Origin of the sequence: Sphingopyxis sp. GC21 (genome assembly GCF_025727575.1) — a bacterium.
Taxonomy (GTDB): Bacteria; Pseudomonadota; Alphaproteobacteria; order Sphingomonadales; family Sphingomonadaceae; genus Sphingopyxis; species Sphingopyxis terrae_A.
The window spans coordinates 883,542-896,489 of record NZ_CP095845.1 but is presented as its reverse complement, the minus strand read 5'-3'; the positions used below and the strand labels follow the sequence as shown (position 1 = coordinate 896,489).

Below are 12,948 nucleotides of genomic sequence, written 5' to 3'. Positions count from 1 at the left end.
GTCAGCACCCCTCCTTGACGATCGCGGGCAGCGCGGCCGCCGATGGCGCGGCGCGGAAGTCCGCGCCCGGGTTGTACATGCGCAGCGTCAGGTCGAACGGCTGCCCCTTGATCCCGGAAAGCCAAGCGCCATCGGCGGACCGGTCGGGCGCTATGGTGACGTGCCATTCGCCCTTGTCGTCGAGCGGGACACTGGCGCCATTGACCGACCAGATATTCGCGGGATTGGCGACCAGATAGCCTTTGGCATCATAAACGGTCACGCTCCACCAGCGCGCATCGAGCGGCTTTCCCGACAGACGGTAGCGGCAATTGCCGTCAAGCCGCGCGCCCGAGGCGTCGGTGCGCGCCATCCAGTAGAGCGTCTCCTTTGCCGGCAGCGCGAGCAGCCCCGACCGCGCGACCATCGCGCGCGTCAGCGGATCGGTCGCCTTCGTCCCATAGCCGAGCGAGGTCGTCCACGGGCCGTTGCGGATCGCGCCATCGCCGAGCCCGCCACGGGTCAGACCCCAGGCGCCGCCAAGCCCCACCGCTATCCCGCCCACCAGGGTGATCGCATAGCGGTGCCAGCTCTTCATGGCGTTATCCCCTCTTCAGCGCCGCCTGTGCCGCTGCCAGACGTGCGATGGGCACACGGTAGGGCGAGGCGCTGACATAGTCGAGCCTGGTCTGTTCGCAGAAGTGGATGCTCGGTGCATCACCGCCATGCTCGCCGCAAATGCCCATCTTGATCCCCGCGCGGGCACCACGGCCGCGCTTGGCGGCGATCTCGATCAGCTGTCCGACGCCTTCGACGTCAAGGCTGACGAACGGATCGGTCAGGAAGATGCCCTTGTCGACATATTGCGTCAGGAAGCGGCTGGCGTCGTCGCGGCTGATACCGATCGTCGTCTGGGTCAGGTCATTGGTGCCGAAGCTGAAGAATTCGGCCGTTTCCGCGATTTCGCCCGCCATCAGCGCGGCGCGCGGCAGCTCGATCATCGTGCCGACAAGATAGGCGATCTCGCGCCCCTTTTCGGCGAACACCGCCTTTGCCTGCGCGTCAACGACCGCCTTCATCAGATCGAATTCGCGGCGCGTCGCGACCAGCGGGATCATCACCTCGGGGATCGGCGCCGCGCCGGTTTCGGCGGCGACGTCGCACGCCGCCTCGAAGATCGCGCGCGCCTGCATCTCGTAGATTTCGGGGTAAGTGACGCCAAGGCGGCAACCGCGGTGGCCGAGCATCGGATTGAATTCATGGAGTTCGTTCGCCCGCGCCTTCAGCGCCTCGACCCCCACCCCTGCCGCGGCGGCGACATCGGCAAAATCCTCCTCGCGCGTCGGCAGGAATTCGTGCAGCGGCGGGTCGAGCAGCCGGATCGTGACCGGCAGCCCCGCCATCACGCCGAAGATTGCGGCAAAGTCGCCGCGCTGTTCGGGCAGCAGCTTGGCGAGCGCGGCGCGGCGGCCGTCCTCGCTGTCGGCCAGGATCATCTCGCGCACCGCGGTGATCCGCGCGGCGTCGAAGAACATATGCTCGGTGCGGCAAAGTCCGATACCCTCGGCGCCGAAATCGCGCGCGACCTGCGCGTCGGCGGGGGTTTCGGCGTTGGTGCGCACCTTCATGCGGCGCACCTTGTCGGCCCAGCCCATCAGCGTGCCGAAATCGCCGACCAGCTCGGGCTGGAGCGTCGGAACCTCGCCCGCCATCACTTCGCCGGTCGACCCGTCGAGCGTGATGACATCGCCTTCGCGAAGCTCGCGCCCCGCGACGCGCAGCACGCGCGCATTGCCGTCGATCGCCAGCCCGCCGGCGCCCGAGACGCAGGGGCGCCCCATGCCGCGCGCAACCACCGCCGCGTGGCTCGTCATCCCGCCGCGCGCGGTCAGGATGCCCTTGGCGGCGTGCATGCCGTGGATATCCTCAGGCGACGTCTCGACGCGGACGAGGATCACCGCCTCGCCCATGCCAGCGGCCTTTTCGGCGCTGTCGGCGTCGAACATGATCTTGCCCGACGCGGCGCCGGGGCTGGCGGGCAGCCCCTTGGTCAGAACGTCGCGCGGCGCCTTGGGATCGAGCGTCGGGTGGAGCAGTTGGTCGAGCGCGCCAGGATCGACACGGCCGACCGCTTCCTCTTCGGAAATCAGCCCTTCGGCCGCCATTTCGACCGCGATGCGCAGCGCCGCCTTGGCCGTGCGCTTGCCGCTGCGCGTCTGCAGCATCCACAGCGTTCCGCGTTCGACGGTGAATTCGATATCCTGCATGTCGCGGTAATGGGTTTCGAGCGTGTCGAAGACGCGGCCCAGTTCCCCGAAGGTTTCGGGCATCGCCTCTTCCATCGACAGCGGCTTGGCCCCCGCCTTTTCGCGCGCGATTTTCGTCAGATACTGCGGGGTGCGGATGCCGGCGACGACGTCCTCTCCCTGCGCGTTGATCAGCCATTCGCCGTACCAGGCGCGCTCGCCCGTCGCGGGGTCGCGCGTGAACGCCACACCGGTCGCCGAGGTGTCGCCCATATTGCCGAACACCATTGCCTGCACATTGACCGCGGTGCCCCATTCGCCGGGAATGCTGTTCAGGCGGCGATAGACTTTCGCCCGGTCGCTTTCCCAGCTCGCAAAGACGGCGCCGATCGCGCCCCACAGCTGGTCCTTCGGTTCCTGCGGAAAGGGTGCGCCGGTCTCGCGCTCGACGATCGCCTGATATTCCTTGACCAGCGCCTGCCAGTCTTCAGCCGACATCTCCGTGTCGAGGAAAAAGCCCTTGTCTTCCTTGGCGATTTCCAGCGCTTCCTCGAACTCGGCATGGTCCAGGCCCATGACGACGTCGGCGTACATCTGGATGAAGCGGCGATAGCTGTCCCACGCGAAACGCGGGTCGCCCGAGGCTTCGGAAAGCCCCGCGACGGTCGCATCGTTGAGCCCGAGGTTGAGGACGGTGTCCATCATCCCCGGCATCGACACGCGCGCGCCCGACCGGACCGAAACGAGCAGCGGGTTCGCCGCGTCGCCGAAACGCTTGCCGGTGATCCCCTCGATATGCGCGATGCCGCTTTCGACGTCGGCGGTCAGCCCGTCGGGAAACGCTTCGCCATTGGCGTAATAGGCGGTGCAGACGTCGGTGGTGATCGTAAAGCCCGGCGGGACCGGCAGGCCGATCGACGCCATTTCGGCAAGATTCGATCCCTTGCCGCCCAGCAATTCCTTCGAACGCTCGGCCGTCGTGGCCGCGCCGCCGAACAAATGCACCATCTTCGTCATGTCTTACTCCTGCTGCCCCGGGGAGGAGGTCGCGGCTGGATAGGTATGCAATCGCGGTTGGTCGATTCAGTTTTACTTCGTTCGTTATAAGCTCTGGCGGATAGCTGGCGCGTCAGCCCTCGATCTTCGAGAAATCGGCAACGCCATGCACCGCGCCGGTAAATCGCGCGAGCAGGCCGAGCCGATAGGCGCGCACCGCTTCATCGGGATCGTTGATCATCACGCCGTCGAAAAAGGCGTCGATCGGCGCGCGCAGGCTGGCGAGCGCCGCCATAGCGTCGGTAAAGCGTTCGTCAGCGACCGCAGCGGACGCCGCGGGCTCGGCCACGTCGAGCGCGGCGAGCAATGCCGCGTCGGCTTCGGTCGGCGGCGTCGTGGCGGCGGTACCCCTCACCTCGCCCGCCTGCTTCAGGATATTCGCCGCACGCTTGTAACCCGCGAGCAGGTTGCTGCCGTCTTCGGTCGCCATGAAGGCTTGGAGCGCTTTCACGCGAGCGAGCAGGCGGACGAGATCGTCCTCGCCGCCAAGCGCGAACACCGCGTCGATCAGGTCGTGGCGGACGCCGGCTTCGCGTTGCTGGACCTTGAGGCGGTCGGCGAAGAAATCAATAACGCCAACACCGGCCTCCCGGGCATCGATTGGCTTGCCATTATACTCGCCCGCAGCATCAAGCAGCTGCTTTACGGCAGCGATTGCCGACAAGCCCACTGCGCCCTGCCCAACTAGGTGGCTCAGTCGCACCCGGATTCCGTTCGCTAAGATTAGCGAGATAGTACCGAGTGCCGAGCGGCGAAGGGCAAAAGGATCCTTTGATCCGGTGGGTTTTTCGCTGATCGCAAAGAAGGCAGAAATCGTATCCAGCTTGTCTGCCAGCGCCACAGCCACCGTCACCGGCGCGGTCGGCACGTCGTCACCCTGCCCGACCGGCTTGTAATGATCGCGAATTGCGTCGGCGACCGCGTCGGGCAGGCCTTGGGCGCGGGCGTAATAGCCGCCCATCAGGCCCTGCAATTCGGGGAATTCGCCGACCATTTCGGTGACGAGGTCGGCCTTCGCCAGCCGCGCGGCAAGTTCAGCCTGGTCGGCCAACTCCCCCGTCGCCCCCGCGGAGGCGGGGGCCGTTGCGTTTGGCGCATTACCTACAGCGGCTCCCGCCTTCGCGGGGGCGACGATTCCTTCCTCGACCAGCCAGCGCGCCAGCTTCGCGACGCGTTCTACCTTGTCGGCAACCGTGCCGAGCTTTTCGTGGAAGGTGATGTTCGCCAGCTTCTCGGCGTGCTGCGCGAGCGTCTTTTTCTGGTCCTGTTCCCAGAAGAAGCGCGCGTCCGAAAGCCGCGCCGCCAGTACCTTACGATTGCCCGCAACGATCTCCGCGCCGCCGTCCTTGGCGTCGATATTCGCGGTGCAGACGAAGCCGTTGGCAAGCTTGCCGTCGGCGCCGTTCACGACGAAATATTTCTGGTTCACGCGCGCGGTCAGCTGAATGACCTCGGGCGGCACCTCCAGGAACGCTTCGTCGAAGCGGCCGAGCAGCGGCACCGGCCATTCGGTGAGGCCGGCATTCTCGATCACCAGCGCCTCGTCCTCGACAAGGCTCAGCCCGGCGTCGGCCGCGGCTTTCGCAGCACCTTCGCGAACGATCGCCTGCCGCTCCTCATGGTCGACGATGACGTGGCACGCGCGCAGCTTTTCGGCATAATCCGCCGCCGAGCCGATGGTGATTTCGCCGGGGCAATGAAAGCGGTGGCCGCGCGTCACGAAACCGCTGGCGATCCCGCCTATCTCGCACGGCACAAGCTCGTCGCCGAAGATCGCGACGATCCCAGACAGCGGGCGGACCCAGCGCAGGCTTTCGCTGCTCGCGCTTTCCTTCCCCCAGCGCATCGACTTGGGCCAGGCAAAGCCGCGAACGATCGCGGGGATCGCCTCGGCGAGCACTTCGGTCGTCGCACGGCCGGGCTTGTCGATGACGGCGAACCACACGCCGTCGCGGTCTTCGAGCTGATCCTGCGTCAGCCCGGTCTTGCGCAAAAAGCCTTCGAGCGCCTGCGGCGGCGCGCTGCTGCGCGGGCCCTTGAGCTCCTCGCTGACCGCAGCGGTCGCTTGCGGAAGCCCCCTGGCGATCAGCGCAAGGCGGCGCGGGGTCGACCAGATGGTCAGATCGCCGACATCGATGCCCGCTGCCGCCATCTGCGCGCGGAACAGCTTTTCCAGCTCGGCGCGCGCACCCGCCTGCATCCGCGCCGGGATTTCCTCGCTGCGCAGTTCGAGAAGAAAATCGGTCACAGCGTCCACCCCGGATATTTTTCGGTCCAGCGTTCCGACTGACTATCGATCCACGCCTTGCAGCTTCCCTTCGCAAGATCGCGGACGCGCGCCATATAGTTGGCGCGTTCCTGCACGCTGATCACGCCGCGCGCTTGCAAGAGGTTGAACAAATGGCTCGCCTCGATCGCCTGGTCATAGGCGGCGAGCGGAACATTCGCCGCGATCGCACGCTTGCATTCGTCTTCGGCCGCCTTGAAGCCCGCGAACAGCGTATCGGTATCGGCAACCTCGAAATTCCATTTCGAGAATTGGCGCTCGTTTTCGAGGAAGACGTCGCCATAGCTCAAACCCGGCACGTCGCCGACGGGGTCGGAGAAGCGCAGGTCGTACACATTGTCGACATTCTGGATATACATGGCGAGGCGTTCGAGCCCGTAGGTCAGCTCGCCCGCAACCGGTTTACAGTCGAAGCCGCCCATCTGCTGAAAATAGGTGAACTGGGTGACTTCCATCCCGTCGCACCAGACTTCCCAGCCCAGCCCCCATGCGCCAAGCGTCGGCGATTCCCAGTCATCCTCGACGAAACGGATGTCGTGGAGCAGCGGATCGATGCCGATCGCCGCAAGGCTGCCGAGATATTGCTCCTGCAGGTCGGCGGGCGACGGTTTCAGGATCACCTGATATTGATAATAATGCTGAAGGCGGTTCGGGTTCTCGCCATAGCGGCCATCGGTAGGCCGGCGGCTCGGCTGGACATAGGCGACATTCCACGGCTCCGGCCCCAGACTGCGCAGCGTCGTCGCCGGGTGAAACGTCCCCGCGCCCACCCGCATGTCATAAGGCTGCAGGATCGCACAGCCCCGCGCGCTCCAATAATCGTGAAGCGTCAGGATCATGTCCTGAAAGCTGAGTGGTTTCTTTTCTGCCGTATCGGCCACGAGTCCACATCTTTCGCAGGTGCAACAATCGCCGCCGCCCTTGGCGCAGCGGGCGCGCAGGGTCAAGGCTCGGTACCATTTGGTCGACGATCAAATCGCGCGCCCTGTCACGGTCACAAAACTTTTTGTCATGTTTTGTTGACATGGTCAGCGAATCGCGACATATAGTCATGCATACCTGACATGAAGACAGGTTGACGTGACCAGGACATGATCCAAGGAGACCCATTATGATCGCTCGCACCATCATCCTCGCCCTCTCGCTCGCTCTGGTCGGCACGCCCGCGCTCGCCGCGACCGCCGATGAAGCGCCCACCGCCACCGTCCGCATCCACGACCTCAAGCTGACGAGCGCCAAGGGGCGCGAGCGGCTGGAATCGCGCGTTCACAGCGCTGCCCGCCAGATTTGCGCTACCTCGGCTCGCGGTCTTGCCGCGCGCAATTCGGAAAATGCCTGCATGGCGACTGCCCTCGCCGCCGCAAAGCCGCAGATTGAACGCGCCATTGCCCGCGCCGACGGCGGTACCCAGCTGGCGCTGCTGATGATCAAGCCCGGCCGCTGATCCCCTCCTTCGGGCTTCGTCCGCGTCGATGCTCCCCGGTGTCGGCAGGCGACTTGAGCTGGAGCGCGGCCGACGCGGCGGCGCTCCAGCCTCTTGATCCCGAAAATCCCGGCGGCCAAGCATCGCGTTTCGATCGGCTGACAAAAGGATAGCGATTGTGACTATATGCAGGCCCGAAGGGATCCTATTGGCGAGGCGCCGATGAACAACAAACTGAAAGTCCTCCGCGCAATGCGCAATTGGAGCCAAGCCGAACTGGCCGACCGGCTCGACGTGTCGCGGCAGGCAGTAAATGCAATCGAGACAGGGAAATACGACCCGTCTTTACCGCTCGCTTTCAAGCTGGCCCGACTATTCGAAATGCCGATCGAAGACATTTTCGACGACGGCTTTGCAGGACAGGAATGATGACGAACATGCCGAAGGAACGCCGCGCCGGTCCCGGTTATCTGTGGCCGGTTGCCATCATCATGATAGCCGGAGCCGTTGCTGGCGCTTTCGCCGGTTATAGCGACGGCCTGGCCGAAACCGGCGGCCAGCCGTTGCCCACATGGGCGGGCCCGGTGGCGGCGCTCGTCCTCGCACTGGCCGGCATGGCGCTCTATATCCGCCTGAACCGCGAAGCCTGGGCCGGCTGGTCGCCGCGCAAGCGCCTCTATTGGGTGACGATGGTCGCGTCGATGAGCCTTGGCGCGGGGGTTGCGCTGACGCTCCAGGTTGCGCAGGGGTCGGGCGATCTGGCGAGCAATGCGCCCTTGACCCCTGCAACCGCGATCATCGTCTCGGCGATCTGGGTTGTCGGGATGAGCGTCGCCAGCCTATTCTATTTCCGCGCAGTCGACGATCATGAACGCCACGCCTATTATCTGGGAAGCGTCGCCGGCTTCCATGCCTTTGTGATCGCCTGCCCCGTGTGGTGGGTCGCCGCCCGAGCGAGCCTCGCGCCGCCGGTCGATGCCATGGCGCTCTTTGTCCTGACGCTCGCCGTCAACCTGATCGTCTATCTCTGGTTCAAATATCGCTGATTATCAGCGAACCTCTTGCCCCTCCCCTTTTTGAAACGAAAGCAGGCCCGATGACCTCCTTCTTCCGCAAACTGGCGCTCAGCTGCGCGATCATTCCCCTCGCCCAATGCGCGGTCGTGCCGGGACACAATAGCGCCGCGGCGCAGGATGCCACCGCGCCCGCCGCGGCAACGACGACCGCGATCAAACCCGCGCTGTGGGCAGTGAAGGACGACGACACCACCGTCTATCTGTTCGGCACCGTGCATGTGCTGAAGCCCGGATTGAGCTGGTTCGACGGCGCCGTGAAAGACGCGTTCGACAAATCGGACGAACTCAAACTCGAACTCGTGCTGCCCGAAGATCAGAATGAGGTGGCGAAGGAAACCATGGCGCTGGCATTGGACCAGAGCGGAACGGCGCTTTCGTCGCGGCTCGATCCGGAAGCGCTTGCGGCCTATCAGGCGGCGATGACCAGCCTGGGCCTGCCGCCCGCCAGCTTCGACGGCTTCAAGCCGTGGTTTGCGGGGATCACCCTGTCGGTGCTGCCGCTGACCAAAATGGGCTACAACCCCGAAGAGGGCGCTGAAAAGCAGTTGAGCAATGCGGCAAAGGCGGCCGCCAAGCCGATCTCCGGGTTCGAAACGCTCAGCGAACAGCTCGGCTTTTTCGATGCCCTGCCCATGTCCAGCCAGATCGCCTTCCTCAACGTCATGGTCAACGATCTCGACAAGCTGGGGCCGCAGCTCGACACGATGGTCGGGCAATGGGGGGCCGGCGATCCGGCTGCGCTCGCCGAAACGATGAACGAGGGGCTTGCCGAAACGCCCGACGTCGCCAAGACGTTGCTGTGGGCTCGCAACGCGCGCTGGGCCGAACAGATCGAGGCGCGCATGGCGCAGCCGGGCACGGTTTTCGTCGCAGTCGGCGCGGGCCATCTGGCGGGAGCAAAGAGCGTGCAGGATTATCTCAAGGAGCGCGGGTTGAAGGTGACGCGCATCCAGTGAGGCAGCGGGGCGCCCTTGCCTTTCGGTCCTGGGGTCGCCGCGCCGCGGCGGCCCTTTTGCCGTTGCTGCTGCTCGCCTGCAAAGCTGCGACGCCAGTTACCGAAGCGCATCCGGCGATGTGGCTGGTCGAAGACGCCGACACGCGCATCTTCCTGCTCGGCTCGATGCACGCGCTTCCCGCCGGCACGCGCTGGGACGGCGGGAAGGTCGGCGCGGCGATTGCGGCGGCCGACGAATTGGTCCTCGAACTGGCGCCCGATCAACTCGCGGCTGCAGGCGCGGTGTTCCGCGAACTCGCACCGCGCAGCACGCCGCTGGCGATGGAGCGCCGGCTCGATCCGGCGGCGCTTGCCGCCTATCGCAAGATAGAAGGCGCGGGCAGCGGTTTCGGCGGCGATGCGCTCGACGACTGGGCAATCCTGGTGCTGATGGGCCAGCGTGTCGCGCAGCAGGCCGATTTGTCGCCCGAAAATGGCGTCGAAGCCCGGCTGACGCAGCGCTTTTCCGACGCCGGAAAGCCGATCGGCGGGCTGGAGACGGCGCGGGGGCAGTTGACGCTGTTCGAAACGCTCGACGCCGCAACGCAGCGCCGCCTGCTGACGCGCGCGCTCGCCAATTCGGCAAGCGGCGTCGCCGACGTGAAGGCGATGAACGCCGCCTGGGCGCGCGGCGACGTCGCCGCACTCGAAAAGGTGGTGAACGAGGACGTCGACGCGGTCCCGGCCGCGCGCGCCGCGATCATCACCGATCGCAACCGGCGCTGGACCAAGTGGGTGGAGCAGCGCATGGCGAAACCCGGCACGGTGCTGATCGCGGTCGGTGCGGGACATCTGGTGGGCGCTGACGGCGTTCCCGCCGATCTGGAAGCGGCCGGATACCGGGTGGTGAGGATGCAATAGCCGGGCGGCAAGACGGGATGCGATACCGACATTCGCCTTTTCGCCGACCCGATCCCCTTTTCCCGCATCGCGCTTGCCTTTCCGCCGGTTCCCGGCTATGCGCCCCCGCTTCCGCCATGGTCATCCCTGGAGGCGTGACGGATATGTGCAACTGTTTCTCGGAGAAATGATATGAGCGATCAGCTGACGCTGACGGCCGAGACGCGCGAACGTGCAGGCAAGGGAGCCTCGCGTGACCTGCGTCGCAATGGCCGCGTCCCCGCCGTCGTCTATGGCGGCAACGAAGAACCCCTGATGATCCACGTCGAAGAAAAGCTGCTGATGAAGCAGCTGATGACGGGTCACTTCATGAACTCGGTCGTGATGATCGAAGTGGGCGGCAAGACCGTCCGCACCTTGCCCAAGGACGTCGCCTTTCATCCCGTCAAGGATCGCCCGATCCATGCGGACTTCCTGCGCATCTCGAAGGACGCCAAGGTCCATGTCGAAGTGCCGGTGGTGTTCGCCAACGAAGAAGCCTCGCCCGGCCTGAAGCGCGGCGGCGTGCTGAACATCGTTCGTCACGAGCTGGAACTCGTCTGCGAAGCGGACAAGATCCCCGACGAAATCAGCATCGACGTCACCGGCTTCGACGTCGGCGATTCGATCCACATCAGCAACGTCGCTCTGCCCAAGGGTGTCGAGAGCGCGATCAGCGATCGCGACTTCACGATTGCGACCATCGTCGCTCCGTCGGCGCTCAAGTCGAGCGACGGCGACACGACGAAGGACGAAGGCGAAGCCGCCGAAGGCGAAGCCTAACGCTTACCGGATGCGCCCCTCCCCGGCGGGAGGGGCGTTTCCATCGGACCCGGGAAAGGCACCGCAATGCAGCTCTGGGTCGGCCTCGGCAATCCCGGGCCTCAATATGCGATGAACCGGCATAATGTCGGCTTCATGGCGATCGACGTAATCGCCGACATTCATCAATTCGCGCCGCCCGCCAAGAAATTTCAGGGCTGGCTGCAGGACGGCCGCATCGGCCGAACCCGCATTCTGCTGCTCAAGCCCGGCACCTTCATGAACGAAAGCGGTCGCAGCGTGCGCGCCGCGATGGATTTCTACAAGCTCGCGCCGCAGGACGTGACCGCCTTCTACGACGAACTCGACCTTGCGCCGATGAAGGTGAAGGTCAAACAGGGCGGCGGCGCGGCCGGACATAACGGCATCCGCAGCATGATCCAGCATATCGGCGACGATTTCCGCCGCGTCCGCATCGGCATCGGTCATCCGGGGCACAAGGACCGCGTGACGGGCCATGTCCTCGGCAATTACCACAAGACCGAGATCGAACCGCTGACCGACCTGCTTGGCGCGATCGCCGCCGAAGCGAGCTGGCTTGCCGAGGGCGACGACGTGCGGTTCCAGAACGATCTGGCGCTGCGGCTGCAACCATGACGCTGATCCGCGCCGCGACGCCCGCCGATCGCGACGCCGCGGTCGCCCTGTGGCAAAGCTGCGACCTCACCCGGCCCTGGAACGACCCGGACGCCGACTTCGATCGCGCGCTCGGCCACGACGCCGCGACGATCCTGCTCGCCGAAGCCGGACGCGCGATCGTCGGCACGATCATGGTCGGCTTCGACGGCCACCGCGGCTGGGTCTATTATCTGGGCGTCCAGCCCGACCGGCGCGGCAGCGGGATCGCGCGCGGTCTGCTCGATGCCGGCTGCGACTGGCTGCGGGCGCGGGGCTGTCCGAAGGTGGAATTGATGGTTCGGGATGGAAATCCCGCCGCGGGGCTCTATGAGCGCCTCGACTGGGATTTGCAGCCGGTGCGGGTCTTTGCCCGCCGGCTTGATTAAAAGGGTAGGAAAATGGGTTTCAAATGCGGGATCGTCGGGCTGCCGAACGTCGGCAAGTCGACGCTGTTCAACGCGCTGACCGAGACGCAGGCGGCGCAGGCGGCGAATTATCCCTTCTGCACGATCGGACCGAATATCGGCAATGTCGCGGTGCCCGACGCGCGGCTCGACAAGCTCGCGGCGATCGCGGGCAGTCAGAAGATCATCCCGACGCAGCTCGCCTTCGTCGATATCGCCGGCCTCGTGCGCGGCGCGTCGAAGGGCGAAGGACTCGGCAACCAGTTCCTCGGCAACATCCGCGAAGTCGACGCGATCATCCACGTCCTGCGCTGTTTCGAGGATGACGACATCCAGCATGTCGAGAACAAGGTCGACCCGGTCGCCGACGCCGAGACGGTCGAGACCGAACTGCTGCTTTCCGACCTCGAAAGCCTGGAAAAGCGTGTTCCCGCTTTCGCGAAAAAGGCCGCGCAGGGCGACAAGGAAGCCAAGGCCGCAGCATCGGTGCTCGGCCAGGCGCTCGATCTGCTGCGCGACGGCAAGCCCGCGCGTCTGACCGATCCGAAGGATGCCGATGAAGAGCGCATCCTCCGGCAGGCGCAGCTGCTGACCAGCAAGCCCGTCCTCTATGTCTGCAATGTCGAAGAAGCGAATGCCGCGACCGGCAACGCGCACAGCGAAGCCGTTTTCGCGCGCGCCAAGGCCGAGGGCGCTCAGGCGGTGATCGTCTCGGCAGCGATCGAAAGCGAACTCGTCGGCATGGACGGCGAAGAACGCATGATGTTCCTCGAGGAAATGGGGCTGCACGAAACGGGCCTCGCGCGCGTGATCCGCGCGGGATATGAGCTGCTCCACCTGCTGACCTTCTTCACCGTCGGCCCGAAGGAAGCGCGCGCCTGGACCGTCCATACCGGCGCGACCGCGCCGGAGGCGGCGGGCGAAATCCACAGCGATTTCCAGAAGGGCTTCATTCGCGCCGAAACCATCGCCTATGACGATTATGTCGCGCTGGGCGGTGAAGCCAAGGCGCGCGAAGCCGGCAAGCTGCGCGCCGAAGGCAAGGCCTATGTCGTGCACGACGGTGACGTCATGCACTTCCTGCACAGCTAGGCCGCGCTGCGCCCTGAAACTTCGTCATTGCGGGCTAAGCGAGGCAATCTCCAGCCATCGACCCTGCGTACG

Annotated in this window: 13 protein-coding genes; 9 read left to right on the top strand and 4 right to left on the bottom strand. The window is 65.3% G+C overall.

Going from position 1 to position 12,948, the window contains the following annotated elements:
• Nucleotide 1 precedes the first annotated feature (1 nt).
• The 4 genes from MU856_RS04210 to MU856_RS04195 form a co-directional block, all read right to left on the bottom strand.
• Nucleotides 2-577, bottom strand: coding sequence for a DUF1214 domain-containing protein (locus MU856_RS04210; RefSeq protein ID WP_263588419.1), 576 nt, complete (start codon nucleotides 575-577; stop codon nucleotides 2-4).
• Between the two features lie 4 nt (nucleotides 578-581).
• Nucleotides 582-3,242 (bottom strand): pyruvate, phosphate dikinase, encoded by a 2,661-nt coding sequence (gene ppdK, locus MU856_RS04205; protein ID WP_263588418.1) that lies wholly within the window; start codon nucleotides 3,240-3,242, stop codon nucleotides 582-584.
• Nucleotides 3,243-3,354: 112 nt separating this feature from the next.
• Complete coding sequence (gene glyS / locus MU856_RS04200) at nucleotides 3,355-5,529, bottom strand: glycine--tRNA ligase subunit beta (RefSeq protein WP_263588417.1); 2,175 nt, start codon at nucleotides 5,527-5,529, stop codon at nucleotides 3,355-3,357.
• The gene (locus MU856_RS04195) at nucleotides 5,526-6,407 is read right to left on the bottom strand and encodes a glycine--tRNA ligase subunit alpha (RefSeq protein ID WP_234180357.1); all 882 of its coding nucleotides are present in this window, start codon (nucleotides 6,405-6,407) and stop codon (nucleotides 5,526-5,528) included. Before MU856_RS04195 ends, glyS begins: the two co-directional genes overlap by 4 nt.
• 272 nt (nucleotides 6,408-6,679) lie before the next feature.
• Here MU856_RS04195 and MU856_RS04190 point away from each other — a divergent pair, with 272 nt between their 5' ends.
• The 9 genes from MU856_RS04190 to ychF all read left to right on the top strand — a co-directional run bounded on the left by MU856_RS04190 (nucleotide 6,680) and on the right by ychF (nucleotide 12,876).
• Nucleotides 6,680-7,012, top strand: coding sequence for a UrcA family protein (locus tag MU856_RS04190; RefSeq protein ID WP_234180137.1), 333 nt, complete (start codon nucleotides 6,680-6,682; stop codon nucleotides 7,010-7,012).
• Between the two features lie 201 nt (nucleotides 7,013-7,213).
• The gene (locus MU856_RS04185) at nucleotides 7,214-7,420 is read left to right on the top strand and encodes a helix-turn-helix transcriptional regulator (protein WP_062766601.1); all 207 of its coding nucleotides are present in this window, start codon (nucleotides 7,214-7,216) and stop codon (nucleotides 7,418-7,420) included.
• Nucleotides 7,417-8,037: a hypothetical protein gene (locus MU856_RS04180; protein ID WP_263588416.1), complete on the top strand. Its 621-nt coding sequence runs from the start codon at nucleotides 7,417-7,419 to the stop codon at nucleotides 8,035-8,037. Before MU856_RS04185 ends, MU856_RS04180 begins: the two co-directional genes overlap by 4 nt.
• Nucleotides 8,038-8,087: 50 nt before the next feature.
• Nucleotides 8,088-9,023 carry a TraB/GumN family protein gene (locus MU856_RS04175; protein ID WP_234180133.1) on the top strand — a complete coding sequence of 312 codons (936 nt, stop codon included), beginning with the start codon at nucleotides 8,088-8,090 and terminating at the stop codon, nucleotides 9,021-9,023.
• Nucleotides 9,020-9,922: a TraB/GumN family protein gene (locus tag MU856_RS04170; protein ID WP_263588415.1), complete on the top strand. Its 903-nt coding sequence runs from the start codon at nucleotides 9,020-9,022 to the stop codon at nucleotides 9,920-9,922. Before MU856_RS04175 ends, MU856_RS04170 begins: the two co-directional genes overlap by 4 nt.
• A 171-nt stretch (nucleotides 9,923-10,093) precedes the next feature.
• Complete coding sequence (locus MU856_RS04165) at nucleotides 10,094-10,723, top strand: 50S ribosomal protein L25/general stress protein Ctc (protein ID WP_003044652.1); 630 nt, start codon at nucleotides 10,094-10,096, stop codon at nucleotides 10,721-10,723.
• A gap of 66 nt (nucleotides 10,724-10,789) precedes the next feature.
• Complete coding sequence (pth, locus tag MU856_RS04160; protein WP_234180129.1) at nucleotides 10,790-11,359, top strand: aminoacyl-tRNA hydrolase; 570 nt, start codon at nucleotides 10,790-10,792, stop codon at nucleotides 11,357-11,359.
• A complete protein-coding gene (locus MU856_RS04155) occupies nucleotides 11,356-11,766 on the top strand; it encodes a GNAT family acetyltransferase (protein WP_234180128.1) in 411 nt (136 codons plus the stop codon). Before pth ends, MU856_RS04155 begins: the two co-directional genes overlap by 4 nt.
• 12 nt (nucleotides 11,767-11,778) lie before the next feature.
• Nucleotides 11,779-12,876, top strand: coding sequence for a redox-regulated ATPase YchF (ychF, locus tag MU856_RS04150; RefSeq protein WP_263588414.1), 1,098 nt, complete (start codon nucleotides 11,779-11,781; stop codon nucleotides 12,874-12,876).
• Nucleotides 12,877-12,948: the final 72 nt, after the last annotated feature.

Excerpts from the sequence above, each read along its gene's own strand:
- MU856_RS04190 (WP_234180137.1), top strand. The coding sequence starts at position 6,680 with ATGATCGCTCGCACCATCATCCTCGCCCTCTCGCTCGCTCTGGTCGGC.
- ppdK (WP_263588418.1), bottom strand. The coding sequence starts at position 3,242 with ATGACGAAGATGGTGCATTTGTTCGGCGGCGCGGCCACGACGGCCGAG.
- MU856_RS04195 (WP_234180357.1), bottom strand. The coding sequence starts at position 6,407 with ATGATCCTGACGCTTCACGATTATTGGAGCGCGCGGGGCTGTGCGATC.
- MU856_RS04180 (WP_263588416.1), top strand. The coding sequence starts at position 7,417 with ATGATGACGAACATGCCGAAGGAACGCCGCGCCGGTCCCGGTTATCTG.
- ychF (WP_263588414.1), top strand. The coding sequence starts at position 11,779 with ATGGGTTTCAAATGCGGGATCGTCGGGCTGCCGAACGTCGGCAAGTCG.
- MU856_RS04185 (WP_062766601.1), top strand. The coding sequence starts at position 7,214 with ATGAACAACAAACTGAAAGTCCTCCGCGCAATGCGCAATTGGAGCCAA.
- MU856_RS04165 (WP_003044652.1), top strand. The coding sequence starts at position 10,094 with ATGAGCGATCAGCTGACGCTGACGGCCGAGACGCGCGAACGTGCAGGC.
- MU856_RS04155 (WP_234180128.1), top strand. The coding sequence starts at position 11,356 with ATGACGCTGATCCGCGCCGCGACGCCCGCCGATCGCGACGCCGCGGTC.
- MU856_RS04175 (WP_234180133.1), top strand. The coding sequence starts at position 8,088 with ATGACCTCCTTCTTCCGCAAACTGGCGCTCAGCTGCGCGATCATTCCC.
- MU856_RS04210 (WP_263588419.1), bottom strand. The coding sequence starts at position 577 with ATGAAGAGCTGGCACCGCTATGCGATCACCCTGGTGGGCGGGATAGCG.
- pth (WP_234180129.1), top strand. The coding sequence starts at position 10,790 with ATGCAGCTCTGGGTCGGCCTCGGCAATCCCGGGCCTCAATATGCGATG.